Source organism: Aurantimonas marianensis (assembly GCF_024195285.1).
Taxonomy (GTDB): domain Bacteria; phylum Pseudomonadota; class Alphaproteobacteria; order Rhizobiales; family Rhizobiaceae; genus Aurantimonas; species Aurantimonas marianensis.
On sequence record NZ_JALHBS010000009.1, the window covers coordinates 1 to 25,007 of the forward strand.

Annotated in this window: 24 protein-coding genes and 1 tRNA gene; 16 read left to right on the forward strand and 9 right to left on the reverse strand. The window is 66.3% G+C overall.

Annotated features, from left to right (window positions below; translation table 11 throughout):
* The 4 genes from MJ956_RS01625 to MJ956_RS01640 form a co-directional block, all read right to left on the reverse strand.
* A partial coding sequence (locus MJ956_RS01625) for a hypothetical protein (RefSeq protein ID WP_253962740.1) occupies window positions 1–184 on the reverse strand: 184 nt, incomplete at its 3' end.
* Window positions 181–1,758: a trehalose-phosphatase gene (gene otsB / locus MJ956_RS01630; protein WP_253962741.1), complete on the reverse strand. Its 1,578-nt coding sequence runs from the start codon at window positions 1,756–1,758 to the stop codon at window positions 181–183. The genes MJ956_RS01625 and otsB, both read right to left, overlap by 4 nt.
* Window positions 1,759–1,973: 215 nt before the next feature.
* Complete coding sequence (locus MJ956_RS01635; RefSeq protein WP_253962742.1) at window positions 1,974–3,179, reverse strand: cation:proton antiporter; 1,206 nt, start codon at window positions 3,177–3,179, stop codon at window positions 1,974–1,976.
* A gap of 3 nt (window positions 3,180–3,182) precedes the next feature.
* On the reverse strand, window positions 3,183–4,811 hold the full coding sequence (locus MJ956_RS01640) for an L-lactate permease (RefSeq protein ID WP_253962743.1): 1,629 nt from the start codon (window positions 4,809–4,811) through the stop codon (window positions 3,183–3,185).
* 87 nt (window positions 4,812–4,898) lie between these two features.
* Between MJ956_RS01640 and MJ956_RS01645 the strand changes: the two genes are divergently transcribed.
* Window positions 4,899–5,057 (forward strand): hypothetical protein, encoded by a 159-nt coding sequence (locus tag MJ956_RS01645; protein ID WP_253962744.1) that lies wholly within the window; start codon window positions 4,899–4,901, stop codon window positions 5,055–5,057.
* Window positions 5,058–5,742: 685 nt separating this feature from the next.
* On the opposite strand, the gene MJ956_RS01650 is transcribed toward MJ956_RS01645, so the two are convergent.
* Window positions 5,743–5,819, reverse strand: a tRNA-Arg gene (locus MJ956_RS01650).
* 664 nt (window positions 5,820–6,483) lie between these two features.
* On the opposite strand from MJ956_RS01650, the gene dnaK reads away from it, so the two are divergent.
* From dnaK to MJ956_RS01685, 7 genes are all read left to right on the forward strand, one after another.
* The gene (gene dnaK, locus MJ956_RS01655) at window positions 6,484–8,457 is read left to right on the forward strand and encodes a molecular chaperone DnaK (protein WP_256477694.1); all 1,974 of its coding nucleotides are present in this window, start codon (window positions 6,484–6,486) and stop codon (window positions 8,455–8,457) included.
* A 227-nt stretch (window positions 8,458–8,684) separates the two neighbouring features.
* Window positions 8,685–9,770 (forward strand): acyltransferase family protein, encoded by a 1,086-nt coding sequence (locus MJ956_RS01660; protein ID WP_253962746.1) that lies wholly within the window; start codon window positions 8,685–8,687, stop codon window positions 9,768–9,770.
* Window positions 9,771–9,944: 174 nt separating this feature from the next.
* The gene (gene dnaJ / locus MJ956_RS01665) at window positions 9,945–11,081 is read left to right on the forward strand and encodes a molecular chaperone DnaJ (RefSeq protein ID WP_253962747.1); all 1,137 of its coding nucleotides are present in this window, start codon (window positions 9,945–9,947) and stop codon (window positions 11,079–11,081) included.
* Window positions 11,082–11,334: 253 nt separating this feature from the next.
* On the forward strand, window positions 11,335–11,856 hold the full coding sequence (locus MJ956_RS01670) for a class I SAM-dependent methyltransferase (RefSeq protein WP_253962748.1): 522 nt from the start codon (window positions 11,335–11,337) through the stop codon (window positions 11,854–11,856).
* 41 nt (window positions 11,857–11,897) lie between these two features.
* Complete coding sequence (locus tag MJ956_RS01675; protein ID WP_253962749.1) at window positions 11,898–12,536, forward strand: class I SAM-dependent methyltransferase; 639 nt, start codon at window positions 11,898–11,900, stop codon at window positions 12,534–12,536.
* Window positions 12,533–13,117: an NADPH-dependent FMN reductase gene (locus MJ956_RS01680; RefSeq protein WP_253962750.1), complete on the forward strand. Its 585-nt coding sequence runs from the start codon at window positions 12,533–12,535 to the stop codon at window positions 13,115–13,117. Before MJ956_RS01675 ends, MJ956_RS01680 begins: the two co-directional genes overlap by 4 nt.
* Before the next feature lie 51 nt (window positions 13,118–13,168).
* Window positions 13,169–13,816: a hypothetical protein gene (locus tag MJ956_RS01685; protein WP_253962751.1), complete on the forward strand. Its 648-nt coding sequence runs from the start codon at window positions 13,169–13,171 to the stop codon at window positions 13,814–13,816.
* Between the two features lie 30 nt (window positions 13,817–13,846).
* On the opposite strand, the gene MJ956_RS01690 is transcribed toward MJ956_RS01685, so the two are convergent.
* The gene (locus tag MJ956_RS01690) at window positions 13,847–14,602 is read right to left on the reverse strand and encodes an SDR family NAD(P)-dependent oxidoreductase (RefSeq protein WP_206453799.1); all 756 of its coding nucleotides are present in this window, start codon (window positions 14,600–14,602) and stop codon (window positions 13,847–13,849) included.
* 181 nt (window positions 14,603–14,783) lie between these two features.
* Here MJ956_RS01690 and MJ956_RS01695 point away from each other — a divergent pair, with 181 nt between their 5' ends.
* From MJ956_RS01695 to hrpB, 6 genes are all read left to right on the forward strand, one after another.
* Window positions 14,784–16,004: an ABC transporter substrate-binding protein gene (locus MJ956_RS01695; RefSeq protein ID WP_253962752.1), complete on the forward strand. Its 1,221-nt coding sequence runs from the start codon at window positions 14,784–14,786 to the stop codon at window positions 16,002–16,004.
* Between the two features lie 119 nt (window positions 16,005–16,123).
* The gene (locus MJ956_RS01700; protein WP_253962753.1) at window positions 16,124–16,378 is read left to right on the forward strand and encodes a type II toxin-antitoxin system Phd/YefM family antitoxin; all 255 of its coding nucleotides are present in this window, start codon (window positions 16,124–16,126) and stop codon (window positions 16,376–16,378) included.
* A complete protein-coding gene (locus tag MJ956_RS01705; RefSeq protein WP_253962754.1) occupies window positions 16,375–16,647 on the forward strand; it encodes a Txe/YoeB family addiction module toxin in 273 nt (90 codons plus the stop codon). Before MJ956_RS01700 ends, MJ956_RS01705 begins: the two co-directional genes overlap by 4 nt.
* Before the next feature lie 8 nt (window positions 16,648–16,655).
* Window positions 16,656–18,419, forward strand: coding sequence for an ABC transporter permease (locus tag MJ956_RS01710; protein WP_341482685.1), 1,764 nt, complete (start codon window positions 16,656–16,658; stop codon window positions 18,417–18,419).
* A gap of 2 nt (window positions 18,420–18,421) precedes the next feature.
* Entirely contained in the window at window positions 18,422–19,075 is a 654-nt protein-coding gene (locus MJ956_RS01715) for an ATP-binding cassette domain-containing protein (protein WP_408628678.1), read from the forward strand.
* Entirely contained in the window at window positions 19,072–21,540 is a 2,469-nt protein-coding gene (gene hrpB / locus MJ956_RS01720) for an ATP-dependent helicase HrpB (RefSeq protein WP_253962755.1), read from the forward strand. Before MJ956_RS01715 ends, hrpB begins: the two co-directional genes overlap by 4 nt.
* A 9-nt stretch (window positions 21,541–21,549) precedes the next feature.
* On the opposite strand, the gene MJ956_RS01725 is transcribed toward hrpB, so the two are convergent.
* On the reverse strand, window positions 21,550–22,047 hold the full coding sequence (locus tag MJ956_RS01725) for a YciE/YciF ferroxidase family protein (protein ID WP_253962756.1): 498 nt from the start codon (window positions 22,045–22,047) through the stop codon (window positions 21,550–21,552).
* A 209-nt stretch (window positions 22,048–22,256) separates the two neighbouring features.
* On the opposite strand from MJ956_RS01725, the gene MJ956_RS01730 reads away from it, so the two are divergent.
* Complete coding sequence (locus MJ956_RS01730) at window positions 22,257–22,832, forward strand: ActR/PrrA/RegA family redox response regulator transcription factor (RefSeq protein WP_253962757.1); 576 nt, start codon at window positions 22,257–22,259, stop codon at window positions 22,830–22,832.
* Window positions 22,833–22,852: 20 nt separating this feature from the next.
* On the opposite strand, the gene MJ956_RS01735 is transcribed toward MJ956_RS01730, so the two are convergent.
* Complete coding sequence (locus MJ956_RS01735) at window positions 22,853–23,353, reverse strand: MmcB family DNA repair protein (RefSeq protein ID WP_253962758.1); 501 nt, start codon at window positions 23,351–23,353, stop codon at window positions 22,853–22,855.
* 113 nt (window positions 23,354–23,466) lie between these two features.
* The gene (cueR, locus tag MJ956_RS01740) at window positions 23,467–23,868 is read right to left on the reverse strand and encodes a Cu(I)-responsive transcriptional regulator (RefSeq protein WP_253962759.1); all 402 of its coding nucleotides are present in this window, start codon (window positions 23,866–23,868) and stop codon (window positions 23,467–23,469) included.
* Between the two features lie 240 nt (window positions 23,869–24,108).
* Between cueR and MJ956_RS01745 the strand changes: the two genes are divergently transcribed.
* Window positions 24,109–24,855 carry a L,D-transpeptidase gene (locus MJ956_RS01745; RefSeq protein ID WP_423724777.1) on the forward strand — a complete coding sequence of 249 codons (747 nt, stop codon included), beginning with the start codon at window positions 24,109–24,111 and terminating at the stop codon, window positions 24,853–24,855.
* The last annotated feature ends 152 nt before the right edge of the window (window positions 24,856–25,007 follow it).

Here is a 25,007-nt window from a genome sequence, read left to right on the forward strand (position 1 = left end):
CCTCGGTGGCGAGGCGATTATAGCCGCCGGCGAGGGAGGTCCCGGGATAATGCGTATCGTCGGCCTCGGCTTCCTCGGAGGCGCCGCGGGCGGCGAAATAGCCGTTGCCGAGCGTGCACAGCGCCTCGCGCAGCCCCTCTTGGGCCGGCTCGAACCCCTCATAGGAAAGCGTCCAGTCCGTCATCGCGTGGGGTCTCCCAGAATGGCGACGAGTTCGCCCAGGAACCGGCCGACCTCCTCCGTATTCGCCAGCAGGTAGTCGGCTGCGGTGGGGTGGTCTGCTTCAGTCACCAGGATGCCGAGGCCGCGGCCCTTCAGTGCCGCGAACGCGTCCTCGTCGGTGTCGTCATCGCCGAGATAAAGGGGCAGGACATCTTCCCGGTCGAGCCCCAGCGCCGTCAGCAGCCAGAGCACGGCCCGGCCCTTGTCCCAGTCAACGCGCGGCCGCAGGGCGAACACCTTCTTGGCGGCGGTGCGACGGAGGTCGGTGATCTCGGCAGCGATCGCCGCCACGGCACTCTCGACGCGTGCGACCTGATCGTCGGCCACCAGCCTGTAATGGACGGCGATGGCGAACTTCTTGCGCTCGACCAGCGCGCCGTCGATGCCGGCGACCTCCCGCCGCAGCCGCTCTTCGGCCCGGTCGAGCGCCGGCAGAAACGCGGCGGCGCGCTCGTGTTCCTTGCGCAGGCCGCCAGGTCCCGCGATGTCGAAGCCGTGGCTGCCGGCATAGACGAGGCCGTCGAGCCCGACCAGCCGTTCGACATCGGCACGGTCGCGGCCGCTGACGATGGCGACCGGGCAACGCTCGGCGAGACCCCGGACTATCGCGCGCATGTCTTCGGAGAGCACCGCCAGCTCGGGCCGATCGACGATCGGCGTCAGCGTGCCGTCATAATCGAGGAAGACAGCTGGTCGTTTGCCATCAAGGCGGGCCCGGATCTCGGCGGCGCGATCCAGCGCGTTCGGGAGGGCGGCGGCATCCAGGCGGGGCCTTGCCCGCAGGGCCGTCCCGTCGCCGAGTTCCGTCAGATTCCCGACCACGAGATCGGCGCCGCCGGCTCGCAGCCCGGTGCCGTCACCCGACCGGACGACGCCGATCACCAGGCCGAAATTGCCGGCCCGGCCGGCCGCGACGCCGGCGATTGCGTCCTCCACAACCGCTGCCCGCGCCGGCTCGACGCCCAGGCGCCGCGCCGCCTCCAGGAAGGTGTCGGGGTGCGGCTTGCCCCTGAGGCCGAGGCGCGCCGCCTCCACCCCGTCCACCCGGACCTCGAAAAGGTCGGCAAGCCCCGCCGAGGCGAGCACCGCCGCGGTATTCTTGCTGGAGGAGACGAGCGCCACCTCTCTGCCGTTCTCCTTCAGGGCGCGGATGAAGCCGACCGCCCCGTCGAAGACCTCCACGCCGCCCTGCGCCAGCAGTTCCTGGAACAGCGCGTTCTTGGCGTTACCTAGGCCGCAGACCGTCTCGCGATCCGGCGGATCGCCGGGAGCGCCCCAGGGCAGCTCGATGCCGCGGGATTCGAGAAAGCTCCGCACCCCCTCGTAGCGCGGCTTGCCGTCGACGAAGCGCCGATAGTCCTCATCCGCGTCGAAGGGCTGGAACGGCTCGCCCCGCTGCGCTGCGCGCTGCGCAAGATAATCGTCGAACAGCCGCTTCCAGGCCGCAGCATGCAGACGCGCCGTCCGCGTCACCACGCCGTCCAGGTCGAAGATAACGGCGTCGATGGTGCGCTGCTGGCGATCGGCATGGCTCATCGGTCTTCCTTCGTCCGTTCCGTGTTTGGCCTGCCTCGCGCTGCCGCCGCCGATCTGGATCACGTTCCTTTTGCCTTGCTGCAGTCCGGCGTTTCGAGCGAGCGACCACACGGTCACAGACGGCTCCGCCGCCTGCACATTACACAGTGAAAACGCTGAGACCTTCGTTCCGGAGATCGAGCACCAACGCGGCGCCCTTGCAACCGCAAGGTCGATCACCGCAGGACGCGTCGCAAACCGAAAGGCATAATCAGCGTCGTCACCACGGCCATGATCACGAGAGCGGAGAAGTGGTTGGCGACGATGGGATCGGGCTGATCGAACAAGCCGGCTTCGAGTGCGATGCTGGCAATGATCAGCTCGACCGCGCCGCGCCCGCTCATGCCGACGCCGACCGCGAGCGACTCTCGCGACGACAGTCCAGCGAGCCGTGCCGGCAGTCCTGCGCCAAGCAACTTGCCCAGAAATGCCACGCCTACGAGCGCGAGCAGGAAACCCGGAACTGCGGTTACGGCGCCGAGTTCGACCCGAACGCCGATCGAGGCGAAGAAGAGCGGCGCCAGCAATCCGTCCGTAAAATCTCCGACGCTTCGCTTGATGCCGTCGTAGATTTTGGCCCCGACGGTCTCCGGATCAAAGAACAGACCGGCCATGAACGGGCCCAGGATGAAGTCCATGCCCAGGGCCTCCGCCAACACGGCGAAACCAAGCGCCAGCGCCATGAGCGTGCTGAAGTGCGGCGCCGGGATGCGCATGCGAGAGACCGCCCGCGAAAGGCGTGGATAGAGGAACAGGCCCACCGCTATGGCAATCAGGAAAAACAGGCCGGCCCTCCCGAGCAGCGCCAACATTGCGGCCAGATCCGGACTGGCGCCCGTCTCGATCACCCCGGTCACCACGGCGAGCAGCATCAGCCCGATCACGTCGTCGAAGATCGCCGCCGACACCACTGTCCGACCGACGCGGGTGTGGAGGTATCCAAGCTCCCTGAAGATGCTCACTGCCACGGGGACCGCCGAGATCGACAGTGCCACACCGACCAGGAGCGCCTGCGCGAACTTCAGCGGCGTCTCAGGCAAAGCAAACCAAGCCAGTGCGAATCCGGCGCCGAGCGGAACGAGCACGCCGCCGAGAGCGACCGCGAGGGAACCGCCCGAATGCTCGGCGATCTCCCGCGGGCGCATCTCGATGCCGGCAAGCAGCAGCAGGAAGAAGATGCCGAACTCGGCGGCGACCTCGAGGAACGGGCTTTCTGCCAGGCTCGCGAGAAGGGGGATCGGCAGCGATGCGGCAGCGGCGAGCGCGATCGCGACGCCGGCGACGATCTCGCCCATCGAGGCAGGCTGCCCCAGCCGTTCGGACAGCTCGCCGAACAGCCGCGTGACGATCAGCAGAAGCAAGAGATGAAGAGCATGCTCCATGGGCTACGAGGCCGCCACGAATGCAAGCGCCAGCAACCCGGCCATGGTGGTGTAATAGAGCATCGGCAGGAGCGTGAATCGGATGACGGCGCCCTCCTGGCGGAGCAAGCCGACGACGGCGGCCGCGGCGACGACATTGACCACCGAGACCATGTTGCCCGCGTTCGCCCCGAGCATCTGTGCGGCCAGCACCGTCGTCTCCGGGAGGCCCGCCCTGTCGGCGGCGCTGAACTGGAGCAGCGCGAACATCATGTTGCTGAAGGTGGCGCTGCCCGACAGAAAGGCGCCCATGGCGCCGACCAGGGGGGCGACCAGCGGCCAGGCGCCCCCGGCGGATTCGGCGGCGACGATCGCGAGCTCCATCGGCATGCTGGCGAGGCCTGCGTCGTTCACGCCCGACTGGATGAAGACGCGCACCATGGACACGGCGGCGCCGAGCGCCAAGGCGGTGCCGATGAGGACGCGGCCGGCGTCGCGCAGGGCGCTGCCTGCTTGGCCGGCGCCCATCCGGAAGAACACGATCGCGGCCAAAGCGACGGCGACGAGGCCGGCCCCGGGAAGATAGAGCGGTGCGACCGAGACGCCGATGTCGGTCCCCAGAATGCCCGTCCAGGATAACCTGACCGCCTGCAGCCATCCCTTCAGCGGCAGGACGTCCAGGCGCGTCGCCACCAGCAGCGCCGCCAGCAGCAGATAGGGCGTCCAGGCGCGGGCAAGCGGCATTGCCGCAGGGACCGGCGGGCCGCTCACCTGTTCGCCCTTGCCTTGCGACAGGCCGTCCCGGGGCAGCAGCCATCCCTTGCGCGCCACCGGGGTCACCAGCGCCAAACCAACGAGGGCGCCGATCAGCGAGGGGAACTCGGGGCCGAGCAGAACCGCGACACCCAGGGCCGGCCCGGTGAAGGCGAGGCCGGCGAACAGAGCGAAGCGCCAGGCGCGCAAGCCGTCCCTCCAGTTCCGCCCGGGGTCGAAGAAGCGGGCGAGCACAACGACCATGATTAACGGTATCGTTGTTCCGACAAACAGGTCGATCATGACCGCTTGCACGGCGACGCCCTGAAGGAAGTCGGCCGCGGGCACGTCGCCGAGTGCAGCAACGACGGCCGGCGCGTGGTCGCTGCCCTCCTGCAGGCCCTGGGCGAGACCGACCACGACCGGCGTGCCGATGGCGCCGAAGGAGACAGGGCTGCTGTCCGCGATCAGGGCGAGGACGACGGCCGCCATCGGCGTGAAGCCCAGCGCCACCAACAGAGGCGCGGTGATCGCCGCCGGCGTCCCGAAGCCGGCCGCGCCTTCGAGGAAGGCGCCGAACAGCCAGGCAATCAGGATGATCTGCGCGCGCGGATCCGGCGTGATGCGCATGAACCCGCTGCGGATCGCCGCCATCGCGCCGCCTTCGGTCAGGACTTTCAAGAGGAGGATGGCGCCGAACACGATCCACAGGATCGACGCCGCGATGACCATGCCCTCGATCGATGCCGCGAGTACCTGCCGGACCGGAACCTTCCAGACGATGGTGCTCACGCCGGCCGTGAGCACCAGGCTCAACGGCATGGCCGTGGCCGCCGGCAGCCGCAGGATTACCAGGAGCCCGAAGACGGCAATCAGCGGTGTCAGGGCGGCAAGCAGCATCGGAATCGCAATCGGTGCAGGACGGACACGACATTCTGGCGCTTCGGGCGCCTTCCACCACGAGCTACGTCCCGCGATGAACGACTGGTGCTGAATGAGACAGACGCCCGAGAGGTACGCCCTCTTACAGTGCCGAAGGCCCGAGTGGTCGGCTATCTCGACGCTCGCCACCAGACCGGCAACAGCCTGTCCCTGGGACGGCGGGCGACCCTCTTTCGTGCCACCGAGATTCTCGCGACGCCGTAGCGTCGAACGTCGGATGGAGGCTACGGCCCTTGTTTAGGATGTCACACTCCCCTTTAAGCTCGATGATCTTCCAACGCAGACGGTCGATCTCGATCTGCTTGAGCTTCATCTGCCCGTGCGCTGGAAAGGTCTGGCCAGGTCAGCCACCAACTTCCTGACCTTCTCGCGAAGCAGCATGCGAATGGCAGATCAAGCCCGAGTTGACGAAAAACCTTGATAGGCTATCCGGCCGTTTGGAAAAGCAAGTTGAGGCGGGTGCACATCCCCACAACGACCCTTATTTTCTCGGCTACCTCCCCAAGGTCGGCCTGCCTCATCGGGCGGCCGTCTGCTGAGGGTAAGTTATTGCGGGTGCACCTCCCCGCAACCATCTTTGCTTGCTCGGAGCGCAAGTTATGATCAGATCCAGCCCCCGCAACCACCTTTCCTAGCTTGGCAACCTCGCCAACGTCGGCCGGCCCCATGGGTCGGCCATCCGGCGGCAAGTTATAATGAGCGCGCCCTCCTGATATGCACCTGCCTGCAGTTTCAGGCGCATTCCAGCGGACGTTGTGCTGTTCTGAAAGGCAGATGGTGCCCGAAACCGAGAAGTATGCCGAGGCAGATTGCCGCGATGGTTTTCGGGCTAATAGCACGCTGATGTGTCAGCCAGCGTCGGCGCAGGTCATTGTTTTTAAATGGAAAATGGCGCACCCATCAGGATTCGAACCTGAGACCTTCGCCTTCGGAGGGCGACGCTCTATCCAGCTGAGCTATGGGTGCTTACGGGGTCGCAACTGCTTACGCAGTGCTTACGCGAACTTTTCGAGAGTTTACAGACAAGAACGAGGGCCTCGCAAATCCTTGTTCTTACTACTTCTTTTCGTCTCCTTACGTTCTGCCAACCCCTTGACATCAGCCTTCGGAGGGCAGCGCTCTATCCAGCTGAGCTACGGGTGCCCCGATCGCGGGCGACGTTCCGCGAGGGACATCGGCGAACGGACGATCTCTCCCTAACCGATCCCGCTGGCTCTCGCAAGCAAGTCCGCGCACCGCGTTTCGCGTTGACCCAAGGCCGCGGAAGATCCGCCTGACCCTGGCTCCGGCTCCTAGAACACGCCGAGGAAAGACAGGATCACGGCGACGACGACCACGAGTCCGACAAGATAGATGATACCGTTCATGGCGATGGCTCCCTGGCGGCGCCTTGGAATCGCTCGCAAGGCTATGAAGAGGGCAATTAGGGCTCCGGGATCGGGCCGCCACCGCGACTTGCCGTTTCCAGCTTTGCCCGACCTCCGCGGGGGCCAGGTCGCGGAAACCGCCACCGGTCGACTTGCACCCCCAAACCGCACTTCATATATAGCCGCCAGCCCCGCAGAGCCGACTGTCCTGACGTTTCGGCTCGGCGGTACTTCCAAGAATTTCGGGGGCTGCCCTTGCCGGAATGCCTCATCGAGGGTCCCGGGCGGCTCGCTCAAGAAGGAGAATATTCATGGCGAAGGTAATCGGTATCGACCTTGGCACCACCAATTCCTGCGTCGCCGTCATGGACGGCAAGAACGCCAAGGTCATCGAGAACGCCGAAGGCGCGCGCACGACGCCCTCCATGGTGGCGTTCACCGATGATGGCGAGCGTCTGGTGGGCCAGCCGGCCAAGCGCCAGGCGGTAACCAATCCCGAGGACACCTTGTTCGCGGTCAAGCGTCTGATCGGTCGCCGCTACGAAGATCCGACCGTGGCCAAGGACAAGAAGATGGTGCCTTTCGCCATCGTCCAGGGATCCAATGGCGATGCCTGGGTCGAGGCCAATGGCGAGAAATATTCGCCGTCGCAGATTTCGGCGATGATCCTTCAGAAGATGAAGGAAACCGCCGAAGCCTATCTCGGCGAAAAGGTCGAGAAGGCCGTCATCACCGTCCCGGCCTATTTCAACGATGCTCAGCGTCAGGCCACCAAGGACGCCGGCAAGATCGCCGGTCTCGACGTGCTGCGCATCATCAACGAGCCGACCGCGGCGGCGCTCGCCTACGGCCTCGACAAGAACGACGGCAAGACCATCGCGGTCTACGATCTCGGCGGCGGCACCTTCGACGTGTCGATCCTGGAGATCGGCGACGGGGTCTTCGAGGTGAAGTCGACCAATGGCGATACTTTCCTCGGCGGCGAGGATTTCGACATGCGCCTCGTCGACTATTTCGCGGCCGAGTTCAAGAAGGATCAGGGCATCGATCTGAAGGGCGACAAGCTTGCCCTGCAGCGCCTCAAGGAGGCCGCGGAAAAAGCCAAGATCGAGCTCTCCTCGGCCAGCCAGACCGAGGTCAACCTGCCGTTTATCACCGCCGACAAGTCGGGTCCGAAGCACCTGACGATGAAGCTGACGCGCTCCAAATACGAGAGCCTCGTCGACGATCTGGTCCAGCGCACCGTCGGCCCCTGCAAGGCGGCCCTCAAGGATGCCGGTCTGACGGCCGCGGACATCGACGAGGTCGTGCTGGTCGGCGGCATGACGCGCATGCCGAAGATCCAGGAGACGGTGAAGACCTTCTTTGGCAAGGAGCCTCACAAGGGCGTCAACCCGGACGAGGTCGTGGCCATGGGTGCGGCGATCCAGGCCGGCGTTCTCCAGGGCGACGTCAAGGATGTGCTGTTGCTTGACGTGACGCCGCTGTCGCTCGGCATCGAGACGCTGGGTGGCGTGTTCACGCGCCTGATCGACCGCAACACCACGATCCCCACCAAGAAGAGCCAGGTCTTCTCCACTGCCGAGGACAACCAGAACGCGGTGACCATCCAGGTCTATCAGGGCGAGCGCGAGATGGCGGCCGACAACAAGTCGCTGGGACGCTTCAATCTCGAGGGCATTCCGCCGGCACCGCGCGGCATACCGCAGAGCGAGGTGACCTTCGACATCGACGCCAACGGCATCGTCAATGTCTCGGCCAAGGACAAAGGCACCAACAAGGAACAGCGTATCACCATCCAGGCCTCCGGCGGCCTCAGCGACGCCGACATCGAGCAGATGGTCAAGGATGCCGAGAGCCACGCCGAGGAAGACAAGAAGCGGCGGGCGGCCGTCGAGGCGAAGAACCAGGGCGAAAGCCTGGTGCATTCGGCCGAGAAGTCGCTTGAGGACTATGGCGACAAGGTCTCCGAGGAGGATCGCGTCGCGATCCGCTCGGCGATCGACGATCTGAAGGCCGAACTCCAGAAGGAAGAGGCCGACGCCGAGACGATCAAGACCAAGAGCGATCGTCTTGCCGAAGTGTCGATGAAGCTCGGTCAGGCCATGTACGAGGCCGCCCAGGCCGAACAGCCGGCCGGCGAGGCGGGTGAGGCCGAGGCGGCCGCCAAGGACGATGTGGTCGACGCCGACTTCGAGGAAGTCGACGGCGAAGAGGACCAGAAGAAATCGGCCTGATGCCTTAGGTCGGCGGTTTCCCGCAGGGGGCCGTTTCGTCATGATCGATAGCCCCGGCGCCCGCGCCGGGGCTATCGGCGTTCGGGGGCGAAGCCCGGGCGCGGGTTAACCAGTTCTCAAGGCTTGGCTTGCAGTGTCGAGCCTCTGCGTGCCTATCGAGGGTTGAACGCAGGGGCCGTCGCCACGGCGCCTGTCGGTAAGCTGACGATGCGTGCGGGAGCTTGGCCGTGTACTACCGCGTGTTCGACTGCTGGCGGTTCATCGCCGCGATGCTGGTGATGGCCTATCATTTCCTGTATTCGGCGCCCTATGGCGCGGAGACGGGCACGGACTTCCTGCGCCGGCTTTTACCGCTCCTCGACATGTTCTTCATGATTTCGGGGTTCTTCATCGCCACGCGCTACGCTGGTCTGATCCGCTCGGCCGCCGACTATCGCGATTTCATGCGCCGGCGCGTCGCCCGCCTCTACCCGCTGCATTTCATCGTCACCATGTTCTTCGCCGCTGTCGCGCTCGCCGCCTGGCTGGCGGGTGCCGACCACTATCCTTTCGCGCGGGAACTTGCGGCGCTGCCCGAGCACCTTCTTGCCTTGCACGCGCTCGGCACGACTCGCGATCTCGCGCTGAACTACGTTTCCTGGTCGGTCAGCGCCGAGTTCTTTTCCTACGCCCTGTTTCCGCTGATCCTGGTCATGTTTCGCTGGAAGGGCCTGGGCGGCCTTCTGCTGATGCTGGCGGTCTGGGTGGCGGGGCTGGAATATGCCTCCTCGCGCGGCGTCTTTCCGTCCGGGCACTGGACGAGCGCCGACACGCTCGGGGCCTACCGCGCCTTCGCCGATTTCGTCATGGGAGCGATCATCGCCGTCCTGGTCGCGCGCCGGTCGGTCGATATCCGATCGCATTGGCCTGGCCTGATGCTGTTTGCCGCCGCGCTCGCGACGATGATCGGCCAGACCACCCCCTATCTGACGCTCGCGCTGCTCGCCGCGTCGCTGACGGCAACGGCGCTCGCCGAGACCGCCCGGCCGACTTCGACCGGCGCGCTCGCCCGGCTCATGCCGTTCACGCGTGTCGCCTTCGGCATCTATCTCTGGCACCCCGTCATGGAATTCCTATTCCTGACAATCGTCTGGGATCGCTGGCTGGAGCCACTCGATAGCGTGGAATTCTACGTCTACTGGACGGTGCCGATGGCCGCGACCGTGGCGATCGCCATGCTGTCCGATCGCTATCTGGAGCGGCGCTTCGGCAATCTGATCGCCGGGCCGCGGCGCGCATCCTCCGCAAAGCCTGCGGGCGTGGCCTCGGCCTGAGCCGACTTTGTCTGACTGCGGACAAGGACATGGCGGCGCTTTTCATCCGACCTGCCGCTATGGTATCGCAAGCCATCCGTTCCTACATCGAAGGTTCGTTATCGCGGCGCCCCGATGCCAGGCGCCGGTGACGTTTGCCCCGATCCGCCCGCCGAAGAACCGATGGAAGCGTGAATGAAGGCCGATTACTACGAAATGCTTGGCGTCTCCCGGGACGTCGACGAGAAGGGACTGAAGGTCGCATTTCGCAAGCTCGCGATGCAATATCATCCCGACCGCAATCCCGGCGACGCCGAGGCGGAGGGAAAGTTCAAGGAACTCGGTGAAGCTTACGAGGTGCTGAAAGACCAGCAGAAGCGCTCGGCCTACGATCGCTTCGGTCACGCGGCATTCCAGAACGGCAATGGCGGCGGCGGTTTCCGCGGCGACTTTTCCTCGTCCATGGCGGACATCTTCGACGACATCTTCGGCGAGATGATGGGCGGCCGCTCGCGCGGGCGCCAGCCGAGCGGTGGCCGCGAGCGCGGCTCCGATCTTCGCTACAACATGGAAATCAGCCTGGAGGAGGCCTTCGCCGGCAAGACCGCCGAGATCGGCGTGCCGACGACGATCCAGTGCGACGAATGCACTGGCACCGGCGCCCGTCCCGGCTCCAGCCCGAAAACCTGTTCGACCTGCGGCGGCATCGGCCGCGTGCGGGCCGCGCAGGGCTTCTTTTCGATCGAGCGAAGCTGCCCGACCTGTCAGGGCCGCGGCCAGGTCATCGCCGACCCCTGCGGCAAATGCGGAGGCGATGGCCGCCTGCCCGAGGAGCGTAAACTGTCGGTCAACATTCCGGCCGGCATCGAGGACGGAACGCGCATCCGGCTGGCGGGCGAGGGGGAGGCCGGCCTACGCGGCGGCCCGGCCGGCGACCTCTACATCTTCCTGTCGGTGAAGCCGCACGAATTCTTCCAGCGCGACGGCGCCGATCTGTTCTGCCAGGTGCCGGTGTCGATGACCACCGCGGCGCTTGGCGGGCATTTCGACGTCTCCACGCTGGACGGCAACACGACCCGCGTGAAGATCCCGGACGGCACCCAGACCGGCAAGCAGTTCCGGGTGCGGGGCAAGGGCATGCCGGTGCTGCGTTCGCCGCAGATCGGCGATCTCTTTATCCAGGTGACGATCGAGACGCCGCAGAAACTCTCGCGTCGCCAGCGGGAGCTTCTGGAGGAGTTCGAAGAGATCTCCTCTTCGGAAAATTCGCCGCAGTCGACCGGATTCTTCTCCCGGATGAAGGAGTTTTTCGAGCATCTGAGCGAGACCTGAGCGGCGCCGGGGGAGCGAAGGTCAAATCAATTAGTCGACCTTTGCATCGCGAACTCGTAAATGAACCGGGCAGCGGGTTCATGTCGAAGCCACGGCTGCGAAGGGACGGGAGTGTTTGCGAGTGTTGGGAACCCTGGAACCGCGTCCTCCCCATCGCGCGCGCGAGCGGCTCAAAGCACTGCGCGACAGGCCACGTCTGAAGGTCAGTGACGAGGCTCGGTTTTTCAGGGGCTGGTTGCAGAGACCGTTGGTCATGGGCGCCGTTTCGCCTTCCTCGCGCGCGCTCGGCATGTCCATGGCGGCGGCCGTTCCCGATCCGGCCCGGTTCGACGACCACTCAAGGATCCTCGAACTCGGCCCCGGCACCGGCGTGGTGACGCAGTGCCTGATCGACCGGGGCGTGCCGGAAGCCGCTCTGGTCCTGGTCGAGTTCTCGCCGGAGTTCTGTGTCCTGTTGCGGGCTCGTTTCCCGGCCGCGCACATCATTCAGGGCGACGCCTATGCGCCCAGTCACGCCGTCGACAAGGCGCTTGCCGGCCGGCGTCTGGAGGCCGTGGTTTCCGGCTTGCCGCTGTTCACCAAGCCGGACGAAAAACGCGAACGCGTCGTCGGCGGCGCATTGGCCCGGATGCAGCCGGGCGCCCCGTTCATCCAGTTTTCCTACGCTCTCACCGTGCCGGTGAAGCCGCGACGGATCGGCGCGCGACTTGAGACCAGCCCGTGGATCAAACGGAACCTGCCGCCGGCAAGAGTGTTGGTCTATCGCTCCGCCTAGTGGCGACGGGCGCGTTGGGTGGAATCGGGACGGAAGCGTCCATGGCCGGAGACGGGGATTTGAATACGCCGGAAAGTGGCACGGGTAGCAGCGCGACCGACTGGGCGCGATTTCTAGCCAGTTGGGCGCGGCATCCGATCAAGATGGGCGCTGTCGCGCCGTCCAGCCGCGCCTATTGCAACATGATGGTACGACACGCGACGACCGAGCTCGATGGCCCGATCCTCGAGCTTGGCCCAGGTCTTGGCGTGGTGACGCGCGCGTTGCTCGACCACGGCATTGCGCCGGAGCGCATCACCTCGATCGAATATGACCCGGATTTCGCCCGGATGCTGCGCCAACGGTTTCCCCGGGTGAATGTGATCCAGGGCGACGGCTTCGATCTCGACAAGACGCTGGGGCCACGGCGCGCGGAAAAATTCGCCGCGATACTGTTCGCCATTCCGATCGCGAATCTCGGGCAGGCGGAGCGCCAGGCGCTGTTTCGCGATTATTTTTCCCGGCTTCTTCCCGGGGGCAACGTCACCCAGCTCTCCTATCTCCTCAAGCCACCGGTGGAGGCGGTGCCGGGGGTATTTTCCGTGTCGGCCTCGCCAAGGGTCTGGCGGAACATCCCGCCGGCGCGTGTCTGGATCTATTCGCAGGACCGCGCGGGCCAGACCGGAGCGGTCGACTCTTGAGTGCCAGGATTCTCGTCATTCCGGGCTCGCTGCGGCTGGCCTCCCACAATCGCAGGCTCGCGGCCGAGGCGTCTCGCATGCTGGCTCTGACCGACGCGGTGGTGACCCTGGTCGATCTGGCCGACTATCCGCTGCCGATCTATGACGGGGACCATGAGGCCGAGGCTGGCGTGCCCGAGAACGCCAATCTCTTGGCGCAAAGGATCGCGGCGCAGGATGGGTTGCTTCTGGTGAGCCCGGAATACAATCATTCGCTGGTGCCGCTCATGAAAAACACCATCGACTGGGTGAGCCGGGTGCGCAAGGTGAACGGGCGTCCGATCCAGCCCTTCAAGGGGCTGGTGGTCGGGCTCGCCTCCGCCTCTCCCGGTCGCTTCGGCGGCATGCGGGGACTGGAGGCGCTGCGCACGGTGATGCGGGCGCTCGGCGCCGACGTCATCACCCAGCAATGCAGCGTGGCCAACGCAGCCAGCGGTTTCGACGACGATGGCCGGCTCAGCGACGACGTCGCTCGAACGTCGCTGGAAGCGCTGGTCGACAGGCTGCTCGACACGTCCCGCAGTCTCGGCCGGCACGGTTGATCGCCGGACGGACGGGAGCGCGCTGAAAACGTCCGCAGGGAGGCCCGAGCCGTGACAGCGAGGAATTCAGCGGTCGTCGACCGCCTCCTGAAGCATAGCGGCGGGTCGACCTATGCCGCGGAGATCGGCCTCGACCTCGGCCGCAACACCCCGATGCCGCTCTTTCTTTGGCTGGTCGCCGCCAATCTGTTCTCCGCCCGGATTTCGGCCGAGCAAGCGTTGCGAGCCGTCAAGGCGCTGAAGGATGCGGGACTGACCAGTGCCGACCACATGGCCAGGGCGACGTGGGAGGAACGGGTGACGATCCTGAACCGCAACGGCTACGCACGCTACGACGAGAAGACCTCGCGCTTTCTGCAGGACATGGCCGACCGCTGCCTCGCCGAATATGGCGGCGACCTGCGCAAGCTGCGCGAACGGGCTAAGCGCGATCCGCAGGAGGAGCGGCGTCTCTTGAAGGAATTCAAGGGAATCGGCGATGTCGGGGCCGACATCTTCTTTCGCGAGGTGCAGGCCGTCTGGGAGGAGCTCTATCCCTTCGCCGACAGCCGGGCGCTCCAGGCCGCCGCCAAGCTCGGTCTGGGAGACGACGCGCGGAGCCTGGCTCGCCTCGTCGAGAGGCAGCGGTTTCCCGCCCTGTTGACGGCGCTCGTCAAGGCCGATCTGGACAAGGTTCTCGACGAGGTGGCGGGGGACTGAGCGGCGAGGCTGCCTGGGCTCGGCCCGCGATCACACGTGCTGGCCGCCATTGATGTGGAGTTCGGAGCCGGTGACGTAGGAGGCCTGCTCCGAGCACAGGAAATAGATGACGTCCGCCACTTCCGAGGTCTGGCCGAGGCGGCGCAGCGGGATGTCCTCGATCATCTTCTCGGTGCCCGGCGACAGGATCGCCGTTTCGATCTCGCCGGGCGCGATCGCATTGACCCGGATTCCCGCCGGACCGAAATCATGTGCCATCTCGCGTGTCAGCGAGTTGAGCGCGGCCTTCGAGGTGGCATAGGCGGTGCCGGCGAAGGGATGCACGCGTCCGCCGGCGATGGAGGTGATGTTGACGATCGAGCCCTTGGCCTTGGACAATTCCTTGAACAGGCCGCGGGCGAGCATGATCGGCGCGAAGAAATTCACCTGGAAGACGTCGCGCCAGGCGTGCATCGTCGTGCCGATCGAGTCCAGTCGCGCGCCGCCGTCGCCCTTCGGCGAGATCGCGGCGTTGTTGACCAGGGCATGCAGCTCCGACCCGTTGGTTTCGAGCCGGCGGCGGATCTCCGACACGGCAAAGCCGACGTCCTCCTGATCCGACAGATCGACCCGGATGTGGTCCTCCGGGCCGGCCGGCCAGGGGCAGTTGTCGGCGAAATCCTGACGCGAGCAGGTGATCACCCGCCAGCCCTCGCGCGAAAAGCGCTTCACCGTCGCATGGCCGATCCCCCGGGAGGCGCCGGTCAGCACCAGTGTCTTGCGCTCATCGCGCATGGTCTCCGACATGGTTCGGTCCTTCTCCACCGATGATGTCCGATCGTCACGGGCGATCACGTTGCAGTCAACGTCGCCCGGCGACAGCGGCATTCGGTTGCTTTTAGCATGTTCGCTGCGTCATCTAGCGCGCATGTGGGACGCCGGCGCGGAAAAGTTGATGGCGCCGGCGCGAAAATCACGAGGACCGATCATGAGGGCATGGATTGTCGGGGCGGCCGCGCTCGCTTCCGCCGTGTTGGCTGGGGTGTCCGCCAGTGCCGCCGAGCCTGAACCATCCGACTGGGAGGCGGTTCTGGCGGAGGCGAAGGGCCAGAGCGTCTATTTCAACGCCTGGGGCGGCTCGCAGAACATCAACGATTACATCCAGTGGGTGGCCGGCGAGGTTAAGGACCGGTTCGGCGTCACTTTGACGCATGTCAAGCTCGACGACACCGCGAACGCCGTCGCCGCGGTCGTTGCCGAAAAGACCGCCGGCAAGGACGCGGACGGTTCGGTCGACCTCGTCTGGATCAATGGCGAGAATTTCGTCTCGATGCAGGAGAAAGGCCTTCTGGCGGAGGGGTTCGCGACCCAGCTGCCGAACTGGCGCTATGTCGATACGGCCAATCCCAGCGTCACCGTCGATTCCACCGTCCCGACCAAGGGCCAGGAATCGCCCTGGGGCGGGGCGAAGATGGTGTTCTTCACCGACACCGCCCGCTCGGGCCCAGTCGCCGACATGCCAAAGGACACCGACGCGCTGCTGGAATGGGCAAAGGCCAATCCGGGCCAATTCTCCTATCCGGCGCCGCCGGACTTCATCGGCTCGAGCTTCCTGAAGCAGGTGCTGATCGAACAGGCGGACGACCCGTCCGTGCTCGCGAAACCGGTCGACGAGGCGACGTTCGCGGCGGTGACGGCGCCGCTCTGGGCCTGGCTCGACGCGCTCCGTCCGGCGCTGTGGCGCGGCGGCCGGGATTATCCGCAGAACTATCCGGCGATGAAGCAGCTTCTCGCCGACGGCGAACTCGGCATCATCTTCGCCTTCAACCCGGCCGAGGCGTCGGCGGCGATCGCGGCCGGCGAACTGCCGGACACGGTGCGCTCCTTCACCTTTCCGGGAGGCACGCTCGGCAACACGCATTTCGTCGCGATCCCCTATAATTCCGGAAGCAAGGCGGCGGCGATGGTCGTCGCCAATTTCCTGCTCTCGCCGGAAGCGCAACTGCGCAAGGAAGACCCGCAATATTGGGGCGACCCGACCGTGCTGGCCATGGACAAGCTGCCCGAAGAGGATCGAAAGGCCTTCGCCAATCTGGATCGCGGCGTCGCGACACTGGCTCCGACCGAACTCGGCCCGGTACTGGCGGAGCCGCACGCCTCCTGGATGACGCGGATAGAGGCCGAGTGGAAAAAGCGATACGGGAGCTGAGGGGCCCCCGATTGGCCAACGTTATCGGGGGCATTGTCGGATAGGCGGTTGCGACGGGGACTGGGAAAATTGACAGAATTGCTCATTTGTACATAAGTAAGTACACAAGGAGATGGCCCATGTCGTACGTGAATTTCTCGGAACTTCGGGCCAACATGGCCTCCTATTTCGATCGGGTCGAAGCGGACCGCACCGAACTGGTGGTCACGCGGCAGAACCACGAGCCGCTGGTCGTTATGGCTCTATCGGAGTGGGAGGGGATGCGCGAAACGCTCCATCTCCTGAGTTCTCCGACCAATGCCGAGCGCCTGTTACGGTCGATTTCCGAGCTTGATTCGGGTAAGGGAGAGGTCCACGACTTGTCGGAGGAGTGAAGCTTGTCTTCTCCTCCGACGCCTGGACCGAATATCAATACTGGCTAGAAACCGGTCGCACCGGCCTCAGCCGCCTGAATGCGTTGATCAAAGACACTATGCGATCACCATTTTCCGGCATCGGTAAGCCGGAACCCTTGCAGGGGCGGCTCCAGGGTTGGTGGTCCCGCCGTATCACCCGAGAACACCGGCTGGTCTATCGGGTGACCGGAAGCGGGACAAACCAGACACTGGAAATTGCGGCGTGTCGTCTGCACTACGGGCGATAGATCTGACTTTGGACCAGTTACCTCTATCAGCCCAGCCGCAACGCGAGCGCAACGATAGGCAACCACGCTCCTCCGGTCTGTTCATTAACCCATACCTGATCGCGCTCCTCCTCGCCGCTCCAGTCGCTGTTGGCCTCGCCGGCGCGATCCTCCCAGCCTTCGGCTATCTGCCGGCGCTTGGCGGGGACACGGTCTCGCTGCAACCGTTTCGCGATCTCCTGAATGAGCCGGGCATCGGTACATCGGTTGCGTTGAGCGTCGCGTCCGGGCTGCTGACGACCTTCGTCTCGGTGGTGGGCGTAGCGATCTTTCTGGCCGCCTTCTTCGGCACGCGCACATTCCGCCTCGCCCGCCAAGGTCTCGCGCCGCTGTTGGCCGTGCCCCATGCCGCCGCGGCCTTCGGCCTTCTCTTCCTGATCGCCCCGTCCGGGCTGGTCTTCCGCCTTGCCGCCGCCGCGCTCGGCTTCGACCGCCCGCCGGATCTTTTGGTCGTCGGTGATCCGCTTGCCCTTTCGATGATGGCCGCGCTGGTCGCCAAGGAAATGCCGTTCCTGCTGCTTGTGGCCTTCGCCGCGCTGCCGCAGGCCGATCCCGAGCGGCGGATGCGGCTGGCCCGCTCGCTCGGCTATGGCCGGATCGCCGGTTTCATGCTGGCGATCTGGCCCTCGGTCTACCGGCAGATCCGTCTGCCGGTCATCGCGGTCGCGGCCTTTGCTTCCTCTGTCGTCGATGTGGCGCTGATCCTCGGACCCTCGACGCCGGCGCCGCTCGCGGTGCGGTTGCTCGGCTGGATGGGCGATCCGGATCTGGCCATGCGCTTTCAGGCTTCCGCGGGGGCGATCTTGCAGCTTGGCGCGACCCTGTTCGTCATTCTGGTCTGGCTGGCCGGCGAGCGCGTGATGGGCTGGGCCTGCCGAGGCTTCGCCCACACCGGTCGGCGCTTCGCCCACGATCGGCTGGCGCGCGATCTCGCCGCGGTGCCGGTCGCGTTGTCGGGGATCGCGGTTTTTCTCGGGCTCGCGATGCTGCTGATCTGGTCGGTGGCGGGCCTCTGGGGCTTTCCCGACCTGTTGCCGCGTAGCTTCGACCTGACCACTTGGCGCCGGGCGCTCGTCGGGGCGTCCGGCCCGCTCTGGACGACCTTCGTCGTCGCGCTGGCCGCCGCCTTGCTGGCGCTGGTCCTCGTCATGGCGCTGCTCGAAGGCCATCGCCGCCGGTTTCCGGCGGCGCGCGGCGGCGCGGTGCGATTGCCCCGGGCGATCGCCGGGTTGCTGTATCTGCCGCTGATCGTGCCGCAGATCTCCTTCGTCTTCGGCCTGCAGGTGCTGATTCTGGTCGTCGGCCTGACCCCGTCGATCCCGCTGCTCGTCGCCGTCCATCTCGTCTTCGTCGCGCCCTATGCGGCGCTGGCCCTCGCCGATCCCTGGTTCGCCCTCGATCCCCGCTACGAGCGGGTCGTGGCAAGCCTCGGCCGCTCGCGCATGTCCGTGTTCACATGGGTGCGTCTGCCGATGCTGACCGCGCCGGTGCTGACCGCGCTGGCGATCGGCCTCGCCGTCTCGGTCGGACAATATCTGCCGACCGTTCTCGTCGGCGCCGGACGGCTGCCGACCATCACGACCGAAGCGGTGGCGCTGGCTTCGGGCGGCAATCGCCGGATCATCGGCGCCTATGCGCTGCTGCAGACGCTGCTGCCGTTCCTCGCCTTCGCCGCGTCCGGTCTCGTTCCGATCTTGCTCTGGCGTCACCGGCGCGGCATGAGGGCCGGATGATGATGGATGACAGGGGACTTCGGCTCGACGACGTAGAGATCCGGCTCGGCGAGCGCCGGCTGCTGGCGCTGAACACACGCATCGCACCCGGAGAGACGTTGAGTGTCATGGGGCCGTCCGGGTCCGGCAAATCGACGCTCTTCGCGCTGATCGCCGGCTTTCTCGATCCGGCCTTCCAGGCAAGCGGACGCGTCGAGCTGGATGGCCGCGACCTGACCGGGCTGCCGCCGGAGCGCCGTCGCATCGGCCTGCTCTTCCAGGACGCTTTGCTGCTTCCCCACATGTCGGTCGGCGAGAACCTTCTGTTCGCCCTGCCATCCGCCATCAAGGGCCGCCATGCCCGCCGTCGGGCGGCGGAGACGATGCTGGACAAGGTCGGCCTTGGAGACCATTTCGCCCGCGATCCCGCGACCCTGTCCGGCGGTCAAGCCGCCCGCGTCGCGCTGGCGCGCACGCTCCTGGCCGAACCGAAGGCGCTGCTTCTCGACGAGCCCTTCTCGGGTCTCGATGCCGAATTGCGCGAAACGATCCGGCGCCTTGTCTTCGGCCTCGTCGCGGAGCGCGACATACCCGCGTTGCTGGTTACCCATGACCGCGAGGACGCAGAAGCGGCGGGCGGGCCAATGGTGGAACTGCCGGCGGCGGGGGAGCCGTGACGCGGCTAGCGCTTCCCGAACTGCCGGTCTCGGCGGTCCTTTCCGACGTCGCCGCCGCCCTGACCGACGCTGGCCGCGCCGTGCTCGTCGCCCCGCCCGGCGCTGGCAAGACGACGCTGGTGCCGCTGCACCGCTTGGGCGAAGCCTTCATGGCCAGTGGCAAGATACTCCTCGTCGAGCCGCGCCGGCTCGCCGCCCGCGCCGCGGCGCGGCGGATGGCTGAGATCATCGGCGAAGCGGTGGGCGAGACCGTCGGCTGGCGCATGCGGCTCGACACCAGGGTCTCGGCGAAGACCCGGATCGAGATCGTCACCGAAGGTGTCTTCACCCGCATGGTCCTGTCGGACCCCGAGCTCAAGGGCGTCGCGGCCGTTCTCTTCGACGAATTCCACGAGCGCTCGCTGGATGGCGATTTCGGCCTGGCGCTGGCGCTGGACGTCGCCTCGGCGCTGCGCGAGGATCTGCGGATTCTGGTCATGTCGGCGACCCTCGACGGCGCCCGCGTCGCCGCGCTGCTTGGCGACGCCCCGGTGATCGAGAGCGCCGGGCGTGCCTTTCCCGTGACGGTCCGCTACCGCGACCGGCCCGGCACCGAGCCGGTGGAGGACGCGGTCGTCGCCGCCGCGCGGGCGGCGCTGGCCGAGGAGGCGGGCAGCCTTCTGGTCTTCCTGCCGGGCCAGCGCGAGATCGAGCGGGTCGCCGAGCGGCTGGGTACCATCGTCCCCGAAAATGTCGTTGTCGCGCCGCTGTTCGGCGCCATGGATGGCGCGGCGCAGGATCGTGCCGTTCGCCCGGCGCCCGTCGGCACCCGCAAGATCGTCCTCGCCACCGCTATCGCCGAGACGTCGCTGACCATCGACGGGGTCTCTGTCGTCATCGATTCAGGACTGAGGCGGCAGCCGGTGTTCGAGCCGGCCACCGGCCTGTCGCGCCTGGAGACGGTGCGCGTGTCGCGCGCTTCGGCCGACCAGCGGGCGGGCCGCGCCGGACGCACCGCGCCCGGAACCGCGATCCGGCTGTGGCGCGCCGAGCAGACGGCCGCGCTGGACGCCTTCGACCGGCCGGAGATTCTCGCGACCGACCTGTCCGGTCTCGTTCTCGACTGCGCGGCCTGGGGCGTCGCAGAGCCGTCGGATCTCATCTTCCTCGATCCTCCACCGGCGCCCGCCATTGCCGAGGCGAGGGCACTGCTTGCGGACCTCGGGGCGCTCGACGAAACCGGCCGGCTCACGGCGACGGGCAAGGCGATGCGGGCTCTCGCCTTGCCGCCGCGGCTGGCCCGGATGGTCGTTTCGGCCGGTGACGGGGCCCGGCTCGAGGCGGCGATGCTCGCCCTTCTCCTCACCGAACGCGGCCTCGGCGGCACCGATACCGATCTTTCCGAGCGCCTGCGCCGGTTTCGCGCCGATCGCGGCCCGCGCGCCAAGGCGGCGCACGGCCTGGCACGGCGGATCGCCGCGACGGCGCGCGAGGCCGCATCCGCTTCCGGCGAGGACGCGCCGGACGAAGCGGGGGCGCTGCTGGCGCTCGCCTATCCCGACCGGATCGCGGTCGCCCGTGGTGCCCGCGGTCATTTCGTCCTCACCAGTGGGCGCGGCGGCGTCCTCGACGAGACGACAGCGCTGGCCCGCGAAAAATTCCTGGTCGTCGCCGACTTGCAGGGCCAGGCGCGCGCCGGCCGTATCCTGTCGGCCACCGCGCTCAGCGAGGCGGCGATGGAGCGGATCGCCGCCGAACGGGCCGTCAGCGAATTGGTCGTTGCCTTCGATGGAACGGCGCGCGCGGTGCGGGCGCGCAACATCCGGCGTCTGGGCCGCGCGACGCTGTCGGAGGCGCCGCTGCCCGCGCCGTCCGGCGAAGCGACCGGCCGGGCACTTGCCGAGGGCATTCGCCGCCTCGGCCTTGCGGCGCTGCCCTTGGGCAAGGAGGGCGAGCGGCTGTTGCGGCGCTTGCGGTTTCTGGCCAAGGCCTATGGCCCGCCCTGGCCGGATCTGTCCGACGCGGCGCTGCTCGCCGGTCTCGACGACTGGCTGCTGCCGTATCTTCCGGGGGTGACGAGCCTGGCGCAAATCACCCCCGGCGCACTGTCGGAGGCGCTGCGTGGGTTGATCCCGGACGAATTGCGCGGCCGGCTGGATGAGCTCGCACCGTCGCATTTCGAGGCGCCGACCGGCTCGCGCGTGCCGATCCGCTACGACGAAGACCAGCCGGTTCTCGCGATCCGGGTACAGGAACTGTTCGGTCTGACGCGCCATCCGGCAATCGCCGACGGACGGCTGCTTCTGACCATCGAGCTGCTGTCACCGGCCCACCGGCCGATCCAGATCACCCGCGATCTGCCGGGCTTCTGGTCCGGGTCCTGGGCAGATGTGCGGGCGGACTTGCGCGGCCGCTATCCCAAGCACGTCTGGCCTGAGGACCCCGCCGGCGCCGCCCCGACGGCGCGGGCCAAGCCGCGAAAATAGCCCGGCCGCTTAGCTCATGGCCGCCTTGTTGATGCCGCCCTCGGCGAGCTTCGTCATCGTGCGGTCGCCATGATAGGTCGCGTCGAGGCATTTCTGGAGCTTGTCGGCGTCATCTCGCAGGTCGAGGCGCTTGGCGAAGGCGGCGAGGCAGCCATAGCCGGCGATCGCGTAGTGCGCCATGCGTTGATACTGGCTGATGATCATCGCGTCTCGCGCGTCGGGGTCGGTGATGTCCTCCTCGATTCCGTGGGCGCGAGCTTCTTTCACCAGACCTTCCATCCCCTTGCAGAATTCCTTGCCCGGCTTGGCGCCATGCGCCGCGATGATGTCCGTCAGCGTCTTCAGACCGTCCTCGATGCCGTGGACGCCTGCCTGGAGCGCCTTCTTGAGGTCGTCGTCATGCGCGGCGTCGGCGAGCTCGCGCGTCACCTTCGCCGCCTGCGAGTCCGCGCTGTGAACGTCCTGAAGCTGGTCGAGATAGATGTCGTTGAGATTGGCGAGTGTCATGGGTCGATTCCTTCGTCGATGGGATGAAGGCTAAGCGGGCGACAGGTCACGAAGTTCCATCGGTCGGGTGATCCGCTTTGCGACCGGACGCGTACGGTATCATGCGGGGCGGCCCGCGGAAGCTTCCCGCGCGCGCGGAGCCGAGCGCATTTTTGAATTCGTAGCGAAGACGACCCGACGCCATGACACGAGAAACGAAGGAAAGCGCGATGCCGAGAGAAGGGGGAGATGTCGCCCCGCATGGCTGCCGGACCCGGGATGGGACCCAGTCGCTGCTTCTCGTCGACGATGACAGAACGTTTCTCTTGCGCATGAGCCGGGAGCTCGAACAACGCGGTTTCGATGTCGTGACCGCCGACGGCCTGGCGGACGGGCTGGAGCGGCTACGATTGGACCCGCCGGCTTGCGCGGTGGTCGATCTCCGGCTCGGCGATGGCAGCGGGCTCGACCTCATTGCGGCCCTGCGGCAGGCGCGCCAGGACGTGCGCGCGATTGTTCTGACCGGCTATGGCAACATCGCGACGGCGGTGAGCGCCGTGAAGCTCGGCGCTGTCGACTATCTGACCAAGCCCGCGGAAGTCGAGGACATCGTGGCCGCGCTTGCATGCGATGGCGAGGCGCGCGCCGAGCCCCCGGAAAATCCGATGTCGGCCGATCGCGTGCGCTGGGAGCACATTCAACGGGTCTTCGAGCTATGCGACCGCAACGTCTCGGAGACGGCCCGGCGGCTGTCCATGCACCGGCGGACATTGCAGCGCATCCTCGCCAAGCGCGCGCCGCGCTGACGCGCCGCTCGCCGGTCCGGTCAAAGTTCGGTCTGAGGACTGGTCATGAAGGGGTTGGCCGCCCATTCCGCCTGCAGCAGGCGATCGGCGGACAATCGCGCAAAGCGCAGCATCAGGGCCTTGCGGGTTGCGGCCGCCAGCTTTTCTTCCGGTGCGTCCCGCAGGATTTCAGCCGCATAGCCGTCCGACACGATGAGCCCGCAGGTCGGCGGGAAAATCTCGGCGGGCACGCCCGGGTGGGTGGCGAAATACAGCCGGTCGCAATGCTGCCGATAGTCCGGCCATTTTTTGTCGACGCGAAAATCCTCGATTGAGGTCTTGATCTCCACGATCGAAAATTCGCCCTTCTCCGAAAGGCAAATCAGGTCGGCTCGCCGACCGGAGGCCAGCGGCATTTCGGGAAGCAGCGCCACCCGCCGCGCGGTCATCAGCCGCTGCACGCCGCGGCGCACCAGCAGGGCGCGCTCCGACTGGCGTCCGTCGACAAGCGGATCGACGGGGAAGGGAGAGACGAGCGGCATTCGTCATCGATAGTCCGGACGGACGCTGGCCGGCAAGCGAAAAACGGAAACAAACCAGAAACAGACGCCGAGCCGGCGCACGTCACCGGCATTCCACGCGCAAGGGCGAGAATCTACGCCTCCTCCCGGATCTTTCCCGCGATCTCGTCGAGGATGGGACAGTCCGGTGCATGACCGCCATGGCATTGCTCGGAGAGGTCCGCGAGCGCGCGCTTCAGCGACTTCAGTTCCGCGATCTTGCGGTCGATCTCCGCAATCCGCGAACTGGCGAGGCGTTTGACATCCTCGCTCTTGCGGTTGGAATCCTCGTAGAGCGACAACAACCGCCGCGCTTCGTCTATGGTAAAGCCGAGCGAGCGCGAGCGCTGCAGGAAACGCAGCATGTGCACGTCCCGGTCGCGGTAGCAGCGATAGCCGTTGGATGCCCGGGCCGGCTTTATCAGCCCTACTTCCTCATAATAGCGGACCGTCTTCGGCGGCAGACCCGACAACCGGGATGCTTCCCCGATATTCATGAGACGTCCTCGTTGGTGGCTTCGATCATCTCGACGGGAAGGAGATGTCGCGTCCACCGGCTCCGTCAACTGTCACCCGGCCGCAACAAAGCGCTTATTAACCATCCGTGTGCCACAAAGGGTCATTGCTTCAACATATTGTGCGGCTTATCGAAGTGACGGCTTCAGATGGTCGGCAATCAGACCCGCGCGGTCCGCAGAGCGGCCGCTTCATCCATCGCACCCAACTTGGCATTCGTTATGAAGATGAGACAGATTATCCTCGCAGGCGCTGCTCTGCTGTCGGTCGCGACGATGGCGGGGTGCGCGACATCCGAGCGCGCGTCGCTGACGCCGTCTGGCACTACGCAGGTTGCCGCCTACACGGCGCCCGATTCCCTGCCAATGGACGGCAGCGCCGGCGCGACGACGAAGCTGGGTTATGGGGCCGTGGTCGACGAGGGCTTTGCCCTGCCCGCCATTCCGACCGACAAGATCGATCCGCAATACCTGCGTCAGCGGGTGTCCTTCGAGGAAGGCCGCAAATACGAGCCGGGAACGGTCGTGGTCGATACGCCGAACCGGTTCCTCTATGTCGTCGAGGCCGACGGCATGGCGATGCGCTACGGCATCGGTGTCGGGCGTGCCGGCTTTTCCTGGTCGGGTGAAGCGAACATTCGCGCCAAGCGCTCCTGGCCGAAATGGTTTCCGCCGGCCGAGATGATCGACCGCAAACCGGAGCTCGAGCCTTATCGCGAAGGCATGGACCCGGGCCTGAGCAACCCGCTGGGAGCCCGCGCGCTCTACCTCTATCAGGGCGGCAAGGACACGTTGTTCCGTCTGCACGGTACGCCGGAATGGTGGACGATCGGCACAGCCGCGTCGTCTGGCTGTATCCGTCTGATGAATCAGGACATTCTCGATCTCTATGAGCGCGTCCCCATGGATGCCCGGGTTGTGGTGAGGCAGGGCAAGGAGCGGATGGCGGCGGGTTACGCCGGCGCCTGACCAAGCCGCACGATCGCGGCGAGACGGTTTTGCAAGGCGGGGGACCGCCACGGCCGGGTGCTTCGGGGGAGGCGTCCGGCCATTTTTTTGCGCGCGCCAGGTTTCAAGGCGCTCGGCTTAACAAGGCCTTTCATTGGCGGCGGGCGGGCGCC